General features: G+C 36.4%; 19 protein-coding genes. 11 read left to right on the top strand and 8 right to left on the bottom strand.

Annotated elements, in window-relative coordinates; translation table 11 throughout:
* Positions 1-115 precede the first annotated feature (115 nt).
* The gene (tyrS, locus tag MM214_RS01315; RefSeq protein ID WP_241291093.1) at positions 116-1,411 is read right to left on the bottom strand and encodes a tyrosine--tRNA ligase; all 1,296 of its coding nucleotides are present in this window, start codon (positions 1,409-1,411) and stop codon (positions 116-118) included.
* A 319-nt stretch (positions 1,412-1,730) separates the two neighbouring features.
* On the opposite strand from tyrS, the gene MM214_RS01310 reads away from it, so the two are divergent.
* Both MM214_RS01310 and MM214_RS01305 read left to right on the top strand, forming a co-directional pair.
* Complete coding sequence (locus tag MM214_RS01310; RefSeq protein ID WP_317208383.1) at positions 1,731-1,955, top strand: DoxX family protein; 225 nt, start codon at positions 1,731-1,733, stop codon at positions 1,953-1,955.
* Positions 1,956-1,969: 14 nt separating this feature from the next.
* On the top strand, positions 1,970-3,385 hold the full coding sequence (locus MM214_RS01305) for a DEAD/DEAH box helicase (RefSeq protein WP_241291089.1): 1,416 nt from the start codon (positions 1,970-1,972) through the stop codon (positions 3,383-3,385).
* On the opposite strand, the gene MM214_RS01300 is transcribed toward MM214_RS01305, so the two are convergent.
* From MM214_RS01300 to MM214_RS01290, 3 genes are all read right to left on the bottom strand, one after another.
* Positions 3,363-4,055, bottom strand: coding sequence for a LytR/AlgR family response regulator transcription factor (locus tag MM214_RS01300; RefSeq protein WP_241291087.1), 693 nt, complete (start codon positions 4,053-4,055; stop codon positions 3,363-3,365). The two genes, MM214_RS01305 and MM214_RS01300, sit on opposite strands and share 23 nt — an antisense overlap.
* An 86-nt stretch (positions 4,056-4,141) precedes the next feature.
* Positions 4,142-5,548 carry a sensor histidine kinase gene (locus MM214_RS01295; RefSeq protein WP_241291085.1) on the bottom strand — a complete coding sequence of 469 codons (1,407 nt, stop codon included), beginning with the start codon at positions 5,546-5,548 and terminating at the stop codon, positions 4,142-4,144.
* Between the two features lie 835 nt (positions 5,549-6,383).
* Positions 6,384-6,575: a hypothetical protein gene (locus MM214_RS01290; protein WP_241291083.1), complete on the bottom strand. Its 192-nt coding sequence runs from the start codon at positions 6,573-6,575 to the stop codon at positions 6,384-6,386.
* 211 nt (positions 6,576-6,786) lie between these two features.
* Here MM214_RS01290 and MM214_RS01285 point away from each other — a divergent pair, with 211 nt between their 5' ends.
* The 6 genes from MM214_RS01285 (at position 6,787) to MM214_RS01260 (ending at position 11,524) form a co-directional block, all read left to right on the top strand.
* Entirely contained in the window at positions 6,787-7,590 is an 804-nt protein-coding gene (locus MM214_RS01285) for a sulfite exporter TauE/SafE family protein (RefSeq protein ID WP_241291081.1), read from the top strand.
* A 381-nt stretch (positions 7,591-7,971) separates the two neighbouring features.
* On the top strand, positions 7,972-9,357 hold the full coding sequence (locus tag MM214_RS01280; RefSeq protein ID WP_241291079.1) for an MBL fold metallo-hydrolase: 1,386 nt from the start codon (positions 7,972-7,974) through the stop codon (positions 9,355-9,357).
* A gap of 94 nt (positions 9,358-9,451) precedes the next feature.
* Positions 9,452-9,760, top strand: coding sequence for a rhodanese-like domain-containing protein (locus MM214_RS01275; RefSeq protein WP_241291077.1), 309 nt, complete (start codon positions 9,452-9,454; stop codon positions 9,758-9,760).
* Between the two features lie 21 nt (positions 9,761-9,781).
* A complete protein-coding gene (locus tag MM214_RS01270) occupies positions 9,782-9,934 on the top strand; it encodes a hypothetical protein (RefSeq protein WP_241291075.1) in 153 nt (50 codons plus the stop codon).
* 4 nt (positions 9,935-9,938) lie between these two features.
* Positions 9,939-10,148 (top strand): YgaP family membrane protein, encoded by a 210-nt coding sequence (locus MM214_RS01265; protein WP_241291073.1) that lies wholly within the window; start codon positions 9,939-9,941, stop codon positions 10,146-10,148.
* A gap of 113 nt (positions 10,149-10,261) precedes the next feature.
* On the top strand, positions 10,262-11,524 hold the full coding sequence (locus tag MM214_RS01260) for an NAD(P)/FAD-dependent oxidoreductase (RefSeq protein ID WP_241291071.1): 1,263 nt from the start codon (positions 10,262-10,264) through the stop codon (positions 11,522-11,524).
* Between the two features lie 96 nt (positions 11,525-11,620).
* Here MM214_RS01260 and MM214_RS01255 read toward each other — a convergent pair whose 3' ends face one another.
* From MM214_RS01255 to MM214_RS01240, 4 genes are all read right to left on the bottom strand, one after another.
* Positions 11,621-13,231 carry a bifunctional metallophosphatase/5'-nucleotidase gene (locus MM214_RS01255; RefSeq protein WP_241291069.1) on the bottom strand — a complete coding sequence of 537 codons (1,611 nt, stop codon included), beginning with the start codon at positions 13,229-13,231 and terminating at the stop codon, positions 11,621-11,623.
* 14 nt (positions 13,232-13,245) lie between these two features.
* Positions 13,246-13,686, bottom strand: a complete 441-nt coding sequence (locus MM214_RS01250; RefSeq protein ID WP_241291067.1) for a hypothetical protein — start codon at positions 13,684-13,686, stop codon at positions 13,246-13,248.
* Positions 13,683-14,105 (bottom strand): DoxX family protein, encoded by a 423-nt coding sequence (locus MM214_RS01245; RefSeq protein WP_241291065.1) that lies wholly within the window; start codon positions 14,103-14,105, stop codon positions 13,683-13,685. Before MM214_RS01245 ends, MM214_RS01250 begins: the two co-directional genes overlap by 4 nt.
* 171 nt (positions 14,106-14,276) lie before the next feature.
* Positions 14,277-14,582, bottom strand: a complete 306-nt coding sequence (locus MM214_RS01240) for a hypothetical protein (RefSeq protein WP_241291063.1) — start codon at positions 14,580-14,582, stop codon at positions 14,277-14,279.
* 491 nt (positions 14,583-15,073) lie between these two features.
* Between MM214_RS01240 and MM214_RS01235 the strand changes: the two genes are divergently transcribed.
* Genes MM214_RS01235 through MM214_RS01225 form a run of 3 tightly spaced genes read left to right on the top strand, consistent with a single transcriptional unit; the run spans position 15,074 to position 18,228 of the window.
* On the top strand, positions 15,074-15,682 hold the full coding sequence (locus tag MM214_RS01235) for a TetR/AcrR family transcriptional regulator (protein ID WP_241291061.1): 609 nt from the start codon (positions 15,074-15,076) through the stop codon (positions 15,680-15,682).
* Positions 15,679-17,070: a TolC family protein gene (locus MM214_RS01230; RefSeq protein WP_317208382.1), complete on the top strand. Its 1,392-nt coding sequence runs from the start codon at positions 15,679-15,681 to the stop codon at positions 17,068-17,070. The genes MM214_RS01235 and MM214_RS01230 overlap by 4 nt, the downstream gene beginning before the upstream one ends.
* A gap of 30 nt (positions 17,071-17,100) precedes the next feature.
* Positions 17,101-18,228 carry an efflux RND transporter periplasmic adaptor subunit gene (locus MM214_RS01225; RefSeq protein ID WP_241291059.1) on the top strand — a complete coding sequence of 376 codons (1,128 nt, stop codon included), beginning with the start codon at positions 17,101-17,103 and terminating at the stop codon, positions 18,226-18,228.
* The last annotated feature ends 6 nt before the right edge of the window (positions 18,229-18,234 follow it).

Raw genomic sequence — 18,234 nt, 5'->3', positions numbered from 1 at the left:
CTGGCAAAGAGCAAATAATCTTATTCGGATAATATCAACAATTATCTTGAATCAATTAGTATCAATTTAATCAACATTGGATTCTTTAAATGAATTAATCCTGATTTGAATTAATTTAAGCACCAACTTCGATGATGTAATAGTTCTTTTTACCTTTTTGAACCAATAGGAATTTGTTCTGAAGCAAAGAGGCGGAAACAGAAGCATTTGGGTCTTCTACCTTTTCTTTGTTGATACTCACACCACCACCTTGGATCATTTTTCTGGCTTCACCCTTAGAAGGGAAAATGGCGTTGCCTGATTGCTCTGCCAATAATTCCAAAACTGAAGTCGTACCTTCATAAGCAGCTCTATCGATCGCAACTTGTGGCACACCTTCAAACACTTGAAGGAAAGTTCGCTCGTCTAATGCAGCAAGATCTTCTGTGGATGATTTTCCAAATAGGATGGCGGAAGCTTTCAAAGCCATTTCATAGTCAGCTTCACTGTGCACCATTGTAGTCACTTGCTTTGCTATTTCTTTTTGTAAAATTCGCAAATGTGGAGCTTGCAGATGTTCCACTTCCATACTTTCAATGGTTGCTTGATCAAGGGTAGTGAATATCCTGATGTATTTTGAGGCATCTTCATCAGAGACATTTAGCCAAAACTGGTAGAAAGCATAAGGAGATGTCTTCTCAGGATCTAACCAGACAGACCCACCTTCTGTTTTTCCAAACTTGGTTCCATCAGCTTTAGTGATCAAAGGTACAGTCAAGGCATAAGCAGACCCACTTCCCATTCTTCTGATCATTTCAGTACCAGTGACGATATTTCCCCACTGATCGGATCCCCCAAGCTGAATGCTCACATTCTCGTTTTTCCAAAGATGGAAGAAGTCATAGCCTTGAATCAGCTGGTAAGTAAATTCTGTAAACGAAAGGCCATTTCCGTCTTCAAGTCTTCTTTTGACAGAGTCCTTAGACATCATGTAGTTTACTGTGATATGCTTTCCGACATCCCTGATAAAATCAAGAAATGAAAATTGAGACATCCAATCATAATTATTGACTAGCTCTGCTTTGTTTTCAGCACCTTGTTTGAAATCCAAAAACTTTCCTAGTTGTTTTTTGATACTAGTGACGTTGTGATCTAAAGTAGCCTTATCAAGGAGGTTTCTTTCAGCCGATTTGAAGCTTGGATCTCCAATCATACCAGTGGCACCACCTACGAGCGCAAAAGGCTTGTGACCTGCCCTTTGAAAGTGTAAAAGTGTCATCACACCCACCAAGTGTCCAATGTGTAGAGAATCTGCCGTAGGATCAAAGCCTAGATATGCTGAAGCCATACCTTTGTTAAGGTGTTCTTCAATCTCTGGTGTCATATCTTGGAGCATACCTCTCCAGCGCAATTCTTCTATGAAATTATTCATCTGATTATTTGATTCGGATTTTTAGAAGTGCAAATATAGTGCTTTGTTTGGGAAGCTTAAATAAATGATAAAAACTGATGTAAATCTCTTTTTTTGAAGTGCAAAATATTGGCTGATTTGATGTGGAAATTGTAATTTTGGAAGAATTGTGATACATTTAAGGCAGATTCTAATCATATACAAATCACAAAAGCTTTAGATGTATTCACTTTTTCTTTATTTAATGAGTGGCTTATACGTTTTTGCTGGTTTCATGCATTTTATAAAACCCAAAATGTATGAGCGTATTATCCCACCCTATATTCCAAATCCAAAATTGATGAATATATTAGCAGGAGGATTTGAGATAATACTTGGAATCGGTTTGTTGTTTGAAGAGACAAAGTCTTTAGCAGCTTTTGGAATCATTGCATTACTGATAGCAGTGTTTCCTGCAAATATTTATATGTACCAAAAAGGAGCAAAAGGAATACCTAAGTGGGCTTTATTGTTAAGACTTCCCATGCAGTTTCTTTTGATCGCATGGGCATACGTATACACTTAAAATATTGAATAGTTTTGAACTTTAGTGAATTTAATTTTGAATCTTCTCTTCAAGAAGGATTAGATGCAATGGGCTTCGAGAAGCCCACTCCTGTGCAAGAGCAGGCCATTCCAGTTATTTTGGAAGGAAAAGATATAATTGCATGTGCACAAACAGGGACAGGTAAAACTGCGGCTTTTATATTACCTGTATTGAATAAAATAGCCCAATCTGGTGGTGGTAAGCTTGATACTTTAGTATTAGCTCCCACTCGTGAACTTGCGATTCAAATTGATCAACAGATCCAAGGTTTCGCGTACTTTGTAGGGATCAGTTCAATTCCAATTTACGGAGGTGGAGATGGCGTCATTTGGGAGCAACAAAAAAGGGCCTTGGAACAAGGAGCTGAGATAGTAGTAGCTACTCCAGGAAGATTGATTGCCTTGTTAGCAGGAGGAAAAATCAAACTAGATACACTCAAGCACCTCATCTTAGATGAAGCTGACCGTATGCTAGACATGGGGTTTTCGGATGATCTTTTGACCATAGTCAATTATCTACCCAAAGACAGGCAAACTATCTTGTTCTCTGCCACCATGCCACCTAAGATCAGGACTTTTTCCAAAAAGCTTCTTAACAATAACCCTGAAGAAATCTCCTTGGCTGTAGGTAAGACAGCGGAAGGGGTTACACAATCAGCATATTTGGTCTACGATGCGCAAAAGGAAGATTTGACCAGACATATTCTCAAGCAGAAAGATTATGAGGCAGTGATCATTTTTGCTTCTACGAAAGAAAAAGTAAAAAGCCTTTATAAAGCTTTGAAAAAAGATATAGAAGTAGAAGCATTTCACTCTGATCTTGAGCAAGTTGAAAGAGAGCAGATCATGTCAAGATTTAAGAATAGGGCTCTGAAGGTTTTGATTGGAACTGATATTATCTCGCGTGGTATTGATGTGGTAGGAATTGAGTTGGTGATCAATTTTGATACGCCAAATGATCCAGAAGACTATGTACATAGAGTAGGGAGGACTGCTAGAGCCGATAGTCAGGGAGAAGCCATTACTTTTATCAATGATAAGGACAGGCACAAATTCAATCGCATCGAAGCGCTGATAGGAATGGAAATAGAAAAGTTATCCTTACCTGAAGGCTATCCAGAGGGTCCAAGCTATGGCAGTACAGCTACATCGAAGCCAAGACACAAAGGAAATTCTAAGCACAAGACAAAAGGCAATTCCCAATATAAAAACCCTGAAAAAGCCGAAAGATCTCCAAAACCCCGAGCTAGGCAGAATGTCAAAGAGATCCCAAGCTCTAATAATATAGAAAGTAAGGAACAGGCTACAAGTATAAAACCTAGACAAAATCCAAAAATTGAGAGAAGTCCTGAATTTCAGGAAAAACCCAAAAACTCGAAATTTGGGTCTAGAAAGAATGTGATTGATTAAGTTTATCATTCAAAAGATCATAATAGCTCCCACTGATGGGAGCTACTTTTGTTTTGAAGCTGACTTGATGCCTTTCTAGTTTGATGATCTTGTTGAGATTAACAAGAAAAGATCTGTGTGTTTTGATAAAATGTGCAGGAAGCATCTTCTCTGTCTCGGCCAAAGTCAAGCGACTGAGTATTTTTTGATTTTCAAGATGAAAATTGACATAGTTTCCATTTGCTTCACAGAAGAGCAAATCATCGAAGTGGATTTTGACTTGTTCATATCCTGTTTTGATAAAGATAGATCCATTGCTTTGTGTACCATTTTTCAAGGATATAAGCTCTTGAGCTTTTTGACAGGCTTTGAGGAAGCGGCTTAGATTGAATGGCTTCAGCAAATAATCTATAGCATCCAATTCAAAGCTTAGCACGGCATGCTCTGAATAAGCAGTAGTAAATACAATCAAAGAGTCGTTGGGCAGAAGAGAAGCCAGTTCCATACCAGAAATATCGGGCATCTTAATATCCAGAAAAATCAAGTTCACTGGATTATCTTTCAAGTATTCTAGTGCTTTGATTGCATTGGTAAATGTATCTTTCAAACTCAAAAAGGGAACTTTGCTTGCATGAGACTTTATTACCTCCAAAGCCATTGGTTCATCATCGATTGCGATTGCTGTGATCATCTTTACTATATTTTCTTAATACCAAACCTTCTTTTCACTACCTATTCCATTGTACTTAGTACATAGTACTTTGTACAAAGTATATACTACAACTTGACACTCAAATGTACAAAGTATTCTATTTCATTCTCTCTGATCATCAGTTCATAATCATTTGGATAAAGTAAGTTAAGTCTTTGTTTTACATTTTCTAGGCCGATTCCAGATGCTTTTTTCTCTGGATCTTCATCATTGCTTCGGTGAATACTGTTGTTGACATCTAGGTGAACAGATCCCTCAAGACACCTCAAACTGATTTTGATCCAAGATTTCTTTTGTAGACTTATACCATGTTTGAAAGCATTTTCAACAAAAGGAATCAATAGCATCGGAGCAATCATTCCAGTACAGCCATCTTCTGTTCTATTGAAAATGATTTCGATATTATCATGTTCTTTGATCCTTAAGTTTTGAAGATCAATGTAATTGACCAAATATTCCTTTTCTCTTTCTACTGGTATTTGATCTTGGTTATTTTCATGAAGCATAAAGCGCATCATATCCCCAAGTTTTTGGATACCTTCGGCAGTTCGGTCTGCTTGCTCTTGAAGTGAAGTACCGTAAAGTGTATTCAGCGCATTGAAAAGGAAATGAGGATTGATCTGTGAGCGGAGAAATGAAAGGTTTGCAGTGCCTTGATCGACTTTGACAGTTAATTTGTTCAACTTACCCAAGTAGTTATCATACTTTCTAAAGAAAAAGTTAGAAAGCGGAAAAAGAATAGCTACGATAGATAAGATAATGACGACACCCATCAAAAGAAACCGCGGGTCATCCCTCCCAATAGCAATACTTAGAAATAGGCCAATAAATACGGCAATAAGAAGGACATAGAAGGCATTAGATTCTCCTTTTCTACCTTGATTTCTCAATCTATAGATCAAGAAAAAATTGTACATTACAAGACCTATAATGGCAGGGATAACAATTACAAATATGATCGTGATAAAATCACCTGCAATTTTTTCAAACTGAAATAGAAAAATCACAATAAAAAGGTAAATCAAGACAAACCTCAAGACATTATAAAACCTAAAATCTATCTCATCTTTATTCAACAAAATCTGGTTGATGATATAGATTATTGCTAAGTATCCAGCATAGATCGCCAAAGTGTTGAAGTAGAACGGCATCATGAAATCATTCGAAAATCTCGCCCCCATAGAAAATGCTCCCACGGTAAAGAATGAAACAAAGACTATCAAACCACTATACATGGTCAATTTGAAAAGTTTTTTGTCCCTGAGAAAAATTGGAATAAGCTTCATATGGACAAAATAGAATGAAGCCAAGAATATCAGAGGAATAAATAATTTGGCAAAATATACCACGCCATCTCTTCCTGAAAAGTAGAAATCACTGGATTTCATAACATTGGACAAAATGATGCTGACAAAAAGGAAGGTGACTACCCACCATTCTATTTGTCTAAAAGGTAAAATTTTCTCTTTCATGATTGTTAAGTTAAGTGCTGTTTATGATTTTTTGCTCCGTTTATTTGAATAAGTATGAAAATTATTTTGCAGAAGCCTTTAAGTTAGCTCAAGGCTAAAATGATACTGTAACATATTCCAATCGCTATCAAAATATAATAAGTCCACTTTTCTCTTTTCATTGGCTTTTGTATGATTACTGAGGCAAGAATAGAGTAACTCCCAAAAACAGGCAAAAAAATGTGATGAAGGAGTAACCTAATGTGAGGAAGGATTAAAGTTGGGGGATGAAGAAGGGGTTATATGCTAAAGCGATATACATTGGATATATGCCTGCGGCGATATTTTTACTTGGTACTTTTGTCTTGGTTCTGTATAAAGGATGAAGGGTGAAGAGGGAAGGATGAATTTGATATTTGCTAAAGCGATATTAAGTTGATATTTGCCTCTACCTATGGGTAGACAGGTGCGGTGATATATTTACGTGGTACTTGATACATCGTACTTGGTACTTTGTCTTGCTTCTGTATAAAGGATGAAGGGTGAAGGATGAATTTGATATATGCTAAAGCGATATACAGTTGATATATGCCTCTACCTATGGGTAGACAGGTGCGGCGATATAGGCTTCCTACGAATATTCGTGCACAAAATTTAGATGTGACGATTCTTATTTTTCTCTTGTCTCGTCCTGAATTTAGTTGACAGTTTGCTCTTGTTTCTTGGCTCTTGTTTCTTGTTTCTGTCTCTAATTTCTCGTCTCTCGCTTCTCATCACTGAAATATGCTTTCGGCGAAATATTGGGCAGGATGAGTAACCAGATAAAAAGATTGAATGATGTGCATAAAATTATGCTTCATCGAATGCCTAAAATTCTAAATGGAAGCATGAATATTCCTTTGACAACATCAAATGAAAGCTCAATGGCAAATCCCAATAGTCTGAATGGAAGCAGTAGCAGCCAAATAAAAGGATAAAGGATCAATGCCAAAATAGCAATGGGCCAGCAGATGACAAATAAGATACACCAAAGTAGGAATGTAAGCATAGTTTCTAATTTTTTTAAAAATTAGCAAGTCTAATACCAAACACACTTTTCCTTCATTTTAGCCCAGTTTCAAACATTCACCATGCACGACTGTGCACAATTGAACATTTTTTTCTTAAAAATGAACGGCTCATCATGCTATGTAACAAAAGTTACTTCATGACTTTTATCAGCTATTTACATTTGTCCTATCATTTTAAAACATTAATACATGACTAGTTTAATTATCGGATATATATTGGCAGTTTTTGTTGGCGTATCCTTAGGACTTATTGGGAGTGGTGGTTCTATCCTTACTGTTCCTATTTTGGTATATGTGATGGGGGCAGAACCTGTATTGGCTACAGCATACTCGCTGTTTATTGTGGGGGCTACTTCCTTGATTGGTGGAGTTCAGAATGCGGTACAAAAGAAGGTTGATTTCAAAACGGTAATTATTTTCGGAATTCCCTCTATAGCGGCTGTTTATCTTACAAGAGCTTATTTGGTTCCATTCATTCCTGATGTGATATTTTCTAGCGGCACATTTGTACTCACCAAATCAATAGCTTTGATGGTTCTATTTGCTATAGTGATGATTTTCGCATCTATTTCGATGATAAGACCTTGTCTACATTGCAACGAATCGGAAGATGCCGAGATCAAATACAATTATCCAATGATTCTATTAGAGGGTACCTTGGTAGGGACTGTCACTGGTTTAGTCGGTGCAGGAGGTGGATTTTTGATAATCCCAGCACTGGTTATCCTTGCTCGCATGCCAATGAAACTAGCCGTAGGAACATCTCTATTCATCATAGCGGCCAAATCTCTACTTGGCTTTACAGGAGATCTTCAAAGAAATGAGGCTATTGATTGGTCTTTATTGGGAATATTTACCATTCTATCAATCATTGGAATTTTCATAGGAATAGGACTCACCAAAAAAATAGAAGGAGGGAAATTGAAAACTGCCTTTGGCTGGTTTGTATTGGTAATGGGTATTTACATCTTGGTAAAAGAATTGTTCCTATAATATCCTTATGTAATCAATGTTACTTACTCATCATGGAGTAAAATGTAAATTTGAAACGTATTAGTTCTCTGGTTAATGATTTATACTTTATGGATATACGGAACTTTGCCAATAACATTACAAAATCCCGATTTATCTAAGTTCCGATATTAATTGATATTGGATACTTATGGATATTGACCATTAACAACCGATTGAGCCAATGGATTGAAGTTGCTGGCAAAAAAGCGTATAGTCAGATTATACTTATATAGATATGATAGTCAAGAACTAAAAAATTGAACAAAAGTCACTAAAAGATGAGTTCATTATTAAAAGAGAAAGTAGAATTTCTAAAGGTATTTAAACGAAAGCATTTCAAAATTTTAAAAAATAAATAACATGTTCTTCCAACACATTTATGATAAAACATTAGCTCAAGCGAGCTACTTGATAGGGTGTCAAGCCAAAGGTGAGGCAATCGTAATAGATGCTCAAAGAGATATTGATGTCTATCTGGACATTGCTCAAAAAAACAACCTAAAGATTACCCATATAGCTGAGACACATATTCACGCTGACTTTCTGTGCGGATCAAGAGAATTGGCAGAGGTGACAGGAGCTGAAATGTACCTTTCTGATGAAGGGGGAAAAGATTGGCAATATCAATTCCCTCACAATGGCTTGAAGCACAAGGATAAAATCAAAGTTGGTAATCTCACTTTAGAAGTACTTCATACGCCTGGACATACTCCTGAGAGCATTTCATTCCTACTTACAGATCATCCAGCTACGGACAAGCCCGTGATGGTATTTACTGGTGATTTTGTCTTTGTAGGTGACGTAGGTAGACCTGACCTTCTCGAGAAAGCGGCTGGCATTACCGGTACGCAGGAAAAAGGTGCAAAGCAGATGTATGAATCGGTTCAGCGGTTTTCGGAGCTGCCTGAATATGTACAGCTTTGGCCTGGGCATGGTGCTGGTTCTGCGTGTGGAAAGGCTTTAGGAGCTGTGCCGAGCTCTACGGTCGGGTATGAAAAGATTCGAAACTGGGCTTTTCAATATGAAGACAACGAAGAAGGATTCATTGACTATCTTCTGGATGGTCAGCCTGAACCTCCAAAGTACTTTGCAATGATGAAGCATCTCAACAAAGTTGAAAGGCAGCTTTTGGTTGAGGTACCTGTACATAAGGAAGTGTCCAAAGAAGCTTTTTTGTCTGCCTATGACAATGGGCTCACTATCATTGATACACGAAGTAAAGCAGAATTTGCCAAAGGCCACTTACCAAACAGCATAAATATCCAAGGCAATAATTCATTTGCAACTTGGGCAGGTTGGGTTTTGAATTACCAAGAGCAATTCATCTTAGTGGCTGATCATGATCAAGTGGAGGATCTTATAAGGAAATTAATGAGAATAGGGCTAGACAATATCTATGGCTACATTTCTGATATTAATGCATTCGGAATTGAAATGGAAGCAGCTGATATCATTGATATAGAGGAGTTCGAATCTTATATAGAGAATCCAAATGCACAAATTGTAGATGTAAGAGGAGCATCAGAGTTTCAAAGCTATCATGTAGAAGGAGCGGAGAACATCTTCGTTGGCCATATTGTAGACAATTTAGATAAGTTTGATGCTGATAAGCAGATAGTTATTCACTGTCAAAGTGGTGATAGAGCTACTATCGCACAATCTTTACTTGCGAAACACGGGTTCAAAAACGTGAAAAATTATAGCGCAGGTATGAAAGAATGGATGGCTGAAAAAGCGGTTTCATAATATATAAACCCAATTCTCGCATCAATACCAACTCGTTTGGTGTTGGTGCAAATTGGGATTTTAACAAAAATAAAAGATCAAAAGCATGTTTGGAATGTTTAAAAACCTCTTAGGAGGAATGGATAAAGGGCAATTAAAAGAATTGATAGATACTGGTGCATATCTTGTAGATGTAAGAAGTCCTGGGGAATTTGCCTCTGGTAGTGTAAAAGGTGCAGTAAATATACCTTTGGAAAGGATTGATAGTCAATTGTCTAAATTCAAGGGTAAAAAAAGCATTATTGTATTCTGTAGAAGTGGTAACAGAAGTGGTCAGGCCAAAATGATACTAGAGCAAAGTGGAATTCAAAATGTACATAATGGCGGTACCTGGCACAATGTAGCATCTGTAGCAGGTAACTAATCCTAATCATACATAAGAAAGATGGATAGAACATTCTGGGATAAAAGATATGATCAGAAGGATTTTGAAAACTTTGACTTTATTGAATTACTTGAAGAAAATATCCACTTGAATGAAGGAGATCATCATGTTGGAATAGCATCTGTCATTAGGGTTTTCGCAATAAAAAAATAGAATAATGAAAAAAAATATGGGTTTCTTGGATAAAGCAATACGTTTTGCTTTGGCTCTTCTGGTAGGTGTCCTGTACTATACAGGAGTAATTTCAGGTACTTTGGCAATAGTTTTGGGCTTGCTTGCCATAGTTTTTATAATCACATCTTTTATTAGTTTTTGTCCTCTTTATCTTCCTTTCGGGATTAATACATCGAGAAAAAGAAAAACTTAAGCCACCATATAATCTGATTTTCAGATTTGATTTTTAAGCTATATTGTAACAATTGTCACAATCATTTATAGTAGAAACTCATACATTGATGCTCAATCCAAAATAATCATTGTATGAAATCCCATTATCAAATTGTAATCATTGGTGCTGGCACAGCAGGTATCATGTGCGCAGCTCAATTATTGAAAAAAGACAAATCTCTTGACATTGCTATCATAGATCCAGCTGATAAGCACTATTATCAACCAGCTTGGACGTTGGTTGGGGCAGGGACTTACGATTTTGAAAAAACAATCAAACCAATGAAGGATGTAATCCCACCTGGTGCAAAATGGATTCAAAATGCTGTAGATCAATTTTTACCTGAAGAATCCTCCATAAAAACCAAGGATGGTAAATCGATATCCTATGATTACTTGATCGTGGCACCAGGTTTGGTTTATGATTATTCTTTGATAGAGGGACTAGAAGAAGCTATACATAAGGGTGTCGTATGTAGCAATTACATTGATCCAAAATATACTTGGGAATGTATCAAAAACTTTAAAGGTGGAAATGCAATTTTTACACAACCTACCACGCCCATAAAATGTGGCGGTGCACCACAAAAAATCATGTATTTGGCAGCTGATTATTTTAGAAAAAACAGCATTGACCAAAAGTCAAATGTTGTATTTGCAACTCCAGGATCTGTAATATTTGGCGTAAAAAAAATAAGTGAAACATTGATGAAAGTGATTCATAGATACAATGTACACTTCAAACCATTTTACGCTCCAGTAAAAATTGATGCTAATAAAAAGATAGCTTATTTCAAGAGTATAGCTCCAGATGAAAACAAATGTGTTGTAAATGAAGGGAATGTACTTGGTGAAAAGCTTAAAGGTGATTCACACATAGAAATACCATTTGATTTGCTCCACTTAGCTCCACCTCAGACAGCACCTAAATTTGTCAAAGACTCATCACTTGTAAATGACACAGGATGGCTTGATGTCAATATCAATAGCATGCAGCATAAGCGTTTTCCAAATATTTTTGGCTTAGGGGATGTTGCAGCATTGCCCACAGCCAAGACTGGGGCAGCGATCAGAAAGCAGGCCCCAATTGTAGTAGACAATATTATAAAGTTGATCAAGGGGGAAATGGCTGACAATGCAAGTTATCAAGGCTATTCCTCATGTCCTTTGGTGACTGGTTACGGCAAGATGGTGCTTGCAGAATTCAATTATAAAAATGAGTTTACTCCTGATCCAAAGCTGAAGAGGATGTTGATTTCAGATAGTTCCAAAGAGCATTGGAGACTCTGGATGTTAAAAAAGTATATTTTACCTTACCTGTATTGGAACAAAATGTTGAAAGGGGAGGATGTTTAATATTTCCAAATCAGTATAAAAAATCTCGGATCATCACAATAGATATGTTCTTATCAAGATGATCCGAGAATTTAAAAATTCGGCTATAATTTTTTGCTACCTGAATCTATAGCCAGTTTCTGGCATTTGAGAAAAAGCTTGAGAACCTAAATCTGTCGCTATCGACCTACCGTCTAGATTAGGGTGGATTGTCCCCATTGCATTTAGATACGCTATCACTGCATCATGTAAGGTGTAGTTTTGTATTTCGACATCGACGGCATCTTTCATCCTGCACATTGTGGATATGGGTTCTCCCGTTCTATTACAAGAGGCCATAGTATATTCCTTTTGTAAATCCAATGGCTTACCTTGAATAGAAACATGAGTGATACGTTCCCCGTATGGTTTGGAGCTATCAAATTCTAAAGTCAATCCAGAAAATCTAACTAGCCACCCTCCGAATCTCTTTTCATAATCTGTTGAGAATACATTATTGATTTCCTTTTCAAGCCAATCATGGATCTGTTTTCCTGTAGCTTTACCGATTTTCATGTTTTCATTTACAGGAAGCATTCTCCATAAGTCAGCTTTTGTAATTGCGGCTTTCCCACTTTCATCTGGAACGATTGGCACCCCAAACCTAAACCCATTAGATGTAGCAAAATCAACTTTGGTTTTCCATAGTAATGCATCTGTGATGAAGTTGTCCATAGGATTTTCTACTACTAGGTATCGGTATATCGGGGCAGAAGTATGGCCAATTACTGTTTGCATTTCTTCTTGATAGGGTCTTAATTGATCGTCAATCATTTTTTGAATTTTTGGATCGGCGGGATGGTTCTCTGGAGACACTTCAATTAAATCATAGGTTGAATTGATGATTTTTTTCCCTTTTACTTCCAATTCCAGTTTGCCTACAAAAGATCCAAATGCACCAGGCTCTAGGATTTTAGTGTAAGCTCCTTCTATCGGTTCTCTGATTCTCTCATGTGTGTCACTTCCCAAGATAAAGTCTACACCTTCTACATCTGGGTTATTTGCCAGAGTTAATTGTTTTGAGATGCCGAGATGTGCGATCATAAACAGAATATCAACTTTTTGATTCTCTTTGAGTTCATGAATCATCTCTTTTAAGTTGTCTCTGACCTTAGTAAACTTAATTCCTTCGCTGTAGCTAGGGTTTTGTCTTTCTGGTATCTCGGGATCATTGTAGGAAAGAAATCCAATTTTTATCCCTTTGATTTCAGTGGTCCAATAGGGTGGAAAGATCGGTTTTTCAGTACCCTCGTCAAACATGTTTGCAGATATCACTGGAGTATCGTAACTATTCAAGAGATCTATCATTACTTGCTTACCATAAATTACTTCCCAATTTCCAGGGATAAGCACATCATAATTCATGGCTTTGACTATCGGAGGAAAAATACTTCCTTTCGACCTTACGCTCGCCCCACTACCTTGAATCAAATCTCCCGCATCTACCAAAAGTGTCCCTTTGGGGTTGGTTGCTCTGATACTGTCAGTTAGTGTTTTGATACTGGCTATGCCACCTGCCTCACGAAATGTGATAGCATTATTTTCGACAAACAACTCTTGGTGTGAGTTCAAATAAGCGTGAATGTCAGCAGTTTGTAAAATGGTAATCTTTTCGGTTTTCATTTCTTCTGATAAGTTACAAGAAAACATGGTGAAAAGGGATATGGTTAATATACTTAGGTATTTCATTTTGAATTTTATATTTAAAGAATCACAGTTTTGAAGCCTTGCTCTTGTAGGCCAAACATGTAAATCAGCCCGTTTTCAGTAATTGTCACTGATTGAGGAAGCTTTTCCTTGTCCAAGTTGAGCCTATTGATAGAAAGTCCGCAAATCAAAACTTTGAGTCCATGCTGATTTACACCTTCTTCAATCAAGGACTGTAAAGCCGTATCTTGTATGATTTCCTTGACCAATTCTCCACACACTACTATCTGGAAATCAATTTTCTTACTTTTATTCTTAAATGATTTCCCTGTCAGAATAGCAGCCTCTAAATGCTGATTTCTCATCACCAGCGAAGCATATTTTCCGTTTTTCTTGATGGATTGTTCAGTTTTTTGAATCTCTTGTGTGGTTTGAGATTGAACTGTCGATGTACTTATGGCCACTAAGACTAAGATTATAATTATGGATGATTTCATGATTTAGATTTTTGTAAATTGAATAGACGATAAACATCTGGATTGTTAATTATGAAGAACAATAAGCCTCCAAATAGGGCAACATTTTTCCATAACGGTCCATGCATGATGCCATTACCTAATTGAATGGTAATCGTAATGGGAATTAAAGTGAGGAATAAACCAATTGAAGCCCCACGTACACAAATCCCCAAGGCCAAGGCAAACCCACCAATCAATAGCACATAGCCTGAAAGTAAACCCAAGTAATATGGATCTCCGAAGAATGTGGCAAAGGAATTCATGGCTGCCATTTGGATTCGTTCTGCAACGGATTCGGGTTTCAAAAGGTGAGATATTCCTGCATTTATAAATATGCCGCTGAGGAGTATTCTAAATAGTAGTATGGACTTGCCACTTACTTTGATATCTTTATTCATACATGATGATTTTGATCACACTGATTTCCTCATAGAAGCCAAAATAATGGGATCACAGAAAATTGGAAACGCGCTGGTGTGATGTGTTTGAGAATGAGGGGCTATCTGAGATGCCCAAGTAATAGAACAAGTATAAGCTGATTGAATCAAGCCATTAAAATTGGGTTGATATTAAATTAAAAATTGCTCAAAAAGTAAGTATGATCGGGTTTGTTCTTTTTTATCTAAAAATTCTTTGGTGATCCAGTTTGCGTTAGTAATTACTTGTTGGTAAGATAACTTATCAAACTGCGAATAGAAGAAGCGTTTAAACGCTTTTTCTGAATAAGTTTTGGACTTTTTATTTTCTTTTCGAGTAGTCAGTAAACTACAAGTTGTTTTACTTTTTGATTGTTCTTGCTTTAGATTTTGTGCTATTCCAATTTGTAGCTTAATTTCTTGCTTTAGGGTACATGGCATTACCAATGCAACCGTCAAGATTACCAATAGTACTTTTTTATATGCTTTGAGGCTTATTAACAAATCGAAATTTTTGATCAATAAATACAAAAATACATTTTGTGAATTGGATTCAATGTAACATATGTCACAAATGAATTTTTATTACTTTCATAATGCTGATATTTAGAGGTTTAGTTGTTTGGTAAACCATTAATCAAATTAAGTCAATTTTTTTTACTGAATTTAATTAAAAAGAGCGAACTTTATTGAGCTAATATGTATTTTATGTTAATTCATTGATGGAATCCAATGGTTTGATTACATTAAATAGATTTTCTTAATACAAATATTATCATCGTGCCATTTGCCTAAAAAAAGAATTTGATATATAATTTGCACGAAATTCTAATTTTTTATTCTATAGTACTTTTAGTTTTTTAATATTTTGAAATTTAATTCTAAAATAAACCCAAGAAACTTTGAACTTATTGAAAGTTTCCGCAGTTTTGCGGGAAATTAAATGAGATTTGGACACAAGAGAAAAAATTATCGTTTCGGCAGGAGAGCAGTTCATGAAATATGGAATCAGGTCTGTAACGATGGATGATATTGCGAGACTTGCGGGAGTATCCAAAAAAACCGTATATCAAGAATTTGCTGACAAAAATCAGCTGGTTCTATTTGTATTTAAACAGGAATTGGAAAATGATCAATGTAGAATTGATGAACTCCCAGCCAATAGTGAGGAAGTTATAGATCATCTGATCAAACTATCAAACTATCTGAGAAAGCGGTTTTCAGAAATGAATCCATTTATCTTGAACGAGATTCAAAGGTATTATCCGGAATGTTGGCAGTTGTTTGAAGAATTTAAGACTAAGCACATTCATGCTGAGATTAAGGAAATATTAGAAAAGGGAGTAGATGCGGGATATTTTAGGCCTGAGATCAATATTGAGATCATCACAGCAATGCGTATAGAACAAATGACGAGCTTATTCGATCCTGTAAAATTTCCACCATCAGTCTATGACATGGGTCAATTACATATGGAAGTATTCGAACATTTTATATTTGGATTATTTACAGAAAAAGGGAAAAACACTTATTTAAAAAAGAAAACCAACCAGCAATGAACAGTAAGAATTTAAAATTCCTTTTTGGAGTTTGGGCTGTAATCATGATGCAAATTCACCCATTGGTGACCCAAGCACAAGACCAAGTAGTGTCTTTGACCTTGGAGGAAAGCATTAAGTATGCCCTAGAGAATAATGTAGAAGCAAAAAATGCACAATTGGAGGTATTGATCTCAAAGGGTATTATTGGAGAAAACAGAGCGGCTGGATTACCCCAGATTAATAGTACTCTGGAAATGACCAAGAACATTCAGCCTCCATTGATCATCTTACCAGCTGAAGCAGGAGAATTTTTAGGCGGAGGTGGAGAAGATGCTCCACCTTCAGGAGGGCCTGATGACATTGCTGTAATTCCATTTGCAGTTAACTATCAATCGTCTTTGTCAATCAATATCGAGCAGATGATTTTCAATGGCTCTTACTTTGTAGGTCTTAAAGCGGCAAAGACATTGAGGAAATTGACAGAGTTTGATAAAGAAAAAACAGAAATTGATGTCATTGAATCTACCAAAAAGGCTTATTTCACAGTTCTAATTAACAAAGAACGTAAAGAACTAGTAGCAGCCAACTTAGGTAGAATTAAGGAGCTTCTAAAAGAAACTGAAGCCTTATTTGGTGAAGGTTTTGTCGAAAAGCTTGATGTAAGTAGGGTAAAAGTCCAGCTTAACAATTTACAATCTGAATATGATAGGGTAGATGCAGCTGAAAAAATCAGTAAAGAACTTTTAAAAGTTCAAATTGGAATGCCTATCAATTTGGATATTGAGCTTGAGCAAAACATTTCTGATATACATTCACTTGACGAGATTTCCAGTCTTCTTGAAAACAATGGTTATCGAAGGGTAGAGGTAGACCAATTAAACACCAATTTGGAATTGGCTCAATTAGAGCTCAAAAACAATCAAGTTCAATACATGCCAAACATTGCAGCTTTTGGTACTTTTCAAAGGGTGACAGGTGCTGAGAGGTTCAATTCTTTATTAGAAAATGACCGTTGGTTTTCATCTTCATTTGCAGGCCTAAGGCTCAATATTCCAATTTTTGATGGACTAAGGAAAAGTTATCTAGTTCAGCAAAATAGGGTTAAAATCAGACAACTAGATAATCAAAAGTTCTTTTTGGAAGAAAATATTGAACTTGAAAGGCATCAGGCAAATATAACTTTAAGGAATGCAATAAACATACTCAAAGTCCAAGAAGAAAATAGAGAGCTTGCTTTAGAGGTCTTTGAAATGACTAAAATCAAGTATCAAGAGGGTGTGGGATCAAACCTAGAAGTAGTAGAAGCTGACTCAGCATTGAAAGAAGCAGAGACGAACTATTTCTCCGCATTATATGATGCATTGATTGCAAAAGTAGAATTAGAAAAAGCATTGGGAGTACTTTAATAATTAATCAAGAAAAAAAGCACATAATATATGAAATTGTCATCGAAATTTTTGATTCTACCTATTGCCATGCTTGTTATAGCTTGTGGAGGTAATGACGAATTGGCTCAGAAGAAATCCGAATTAGAAGAAAAAAGAAAGGAAGTAGCTACTTTAAATAGCGAAATTGAAGCCTTAGAAAAGGAGATTGCAAAACTGGATCCTGAGTTTGGAAAAACCGTAAGAAAATCAGTTTTGATCACTACTACTACTCCTTCAAAAGAAAACTTTAGACATTTTATAGAACTCACTGGAGCCGTACTTTCCAAAAAGAATGTAGCTATCTCAGGTGAAGTTTCTGGTAGAATCCAAGAAGTAAGAGCTGTAGAGGGTATGCGTGTCAACAAGGGCGATGTTTTAGCTACAATTGACTCTGAGTCAGTAGAACGAAACATGGATGAAGTACAGAAGCAATTAGAATTAGCGACTATTGTTTTCGAAAAACAAGAAAGACTCTGGAAGCAAGAAATTGGCACTGAAATCCAATACCTTGAAGCAAAAAATAGAAAAGAAACCTTAGAAAAAAACCTTTCAGGAATCAAAACCCAACTGGACAGAACCAAAGTTAGGGCTCCTTTTACAGGGACGATCGAGACAGTGAATGTCCGTCTTGGTGAATTGGTTCAGCCAGGTACGCCGATGTTTCAGTTTGTCGGAGAGAGTGATTTATTTATTGAGGCTGATGTTTCGGAGCGCTATGTTGGTATAGTTGGCAAAGGAGATTCTGTCGAGATTGCATTTCCTTCTATAAAACAGACCTTGAAATCTAAAGTGTCGTCCGTAGGCTCTGTAATCAATCCAAACAACAGAACCTTCAAAGTGGAAGTATTCTTACCAAGAATGGAAAATGTGAAACCTAATATGATTTCAATAGTGAAAATCAATGATTATGAAAAGGATAACGCCATCACTGTTCCAAACTACCTTATACTTCAAGATAGCAAGGGAGATTATGTTTTTGTAGTTGAAAATGAGCAATCTAAAAAGCGATACATCACCAGAGGAATGACTTACAAAGAAATTACTGAAGTAAAAGAGGGATTGAATGGTTCGGAAGTATTGGTAGATAAGGGTTTTAGAGAAGTTGGGGATAATTTCACCGTAAAAATCACAGAATAATTTTCT

Source organism: Belliella kenyensis (assembly GCF_022549675.1).
Classification (GTDB): Bacteria; Bacteroidota; Bacteroidia; order Cytophagales; family Cyclobacteriaceae; genus Belliella; species Belliella kenyensis.
This window is presented reverse-complemented; position numbering and strand designations above follow the sequence as displayed.

Coding starts and splice junctions, on each gene's coding strand:
- MM214_RS01230 (WP_317208382.1), top strand. CDS start 15,679: ATGAACAGTAAGAATTTAAAATTCCTTTTTGGAGTTTGGGCTGTAATC.
- MM214_RS01280 (WP_241291079.1), top strand. CDS start 7,972: ATGTTCTTCCAACACATTTATGATAAAACATTAGCTCAAGCGAGCTAC.
- MM214_RS01275 (WP_241291077.1), top strand. CDS start 9,452: ATGTTTAAAAACCTCTTAGGAGGAATGGATAAAGGGCAATTAAAAGAA.
- MM214_RS01295 (WP_241291085.1), bottom strand. CDS start 5,548: ATGAAAGAGAAAATTTTACCTTTTAGACAAATAGAATGGTGGGTAGTC.
- MM214_RS01225 (WP_241291059.1), top strand. CDS start 17,101: ATGAAATTGTCATCGAAATTTTTGATTCTACCTATTGCCATGCTTGTT.
- MM214_RS01255 (WP_241291069.1), bottom strand. CDS start 13,231: ATGAAATACCTAAGTATATTAACCATATCCCTTTTCACCATGTTTTCT.
- MM214_RS01285 (WP_241291081.1), top strand. CDS start 6,787: ATGACTAGTTTAATTATCGGATATATATTGGCAGTTTTTGTTGGCGTA.
- MM214_RS01250 (WP_241291067.1), bottom strand. CDS start 13,686: ATGAAATCATCCATAATTATAATCTTAGTCTTAGTGGCCATAAGTACA.
- tyrS (WP_241291093.1), bottom strand. CDS start 1,411: ATGAATAATTTCATAGAAGAATTGCGCTGGAGAGGTATGCTCCAAGAT.
- MM214_RS01310 (WP_317208383.1), top strand. CDS start 1,731: ATGAATATATTAGCAGGAGGATTTGAGATAATACTTGGAATCGGTTTG.
- MM214_RS01265 (WP_241291073.1), top strand. CDS start 9,939: ATGAAAAAAAATATGGGTTTCTTGGATAAAGCAATACGTTTTGCTTTG.
- MM214_RS01260 (WP_241291071.1), top strand. CDS start 10,262: ATGAAATCCCATTATCAAATTGTAATCATTGGTGCTGGCACAGCAGGT.
- MM214_RS01245 (WP_241291065.1), bottom strand. CDS start 14,105: ATGAATAAAGATATCAAAGTAAGTGGCAAGTCCATACTACTATTTAGA.
- MM214_RS01300 (WP_241291087.1), bottom strand. CDS start 4,055: ATGATCACAGCAATCGCAATCGATGATGAACCAATGGCTTTGGAGGTA.
- MM214_RS01290 (WP_241291083.1), bottom strand. CDS start 6,575: ATGCTTACATTCCTACTTTGGTGTATCTTATTTGTCATCTGCTGGCCC.
- MM214_RS01270 (WP_241291075.1), top strand. CDS start 9,782: ATGGATAGAACATTCTGGGATAAAAGATATGATCAGAAGGATTTTGAA.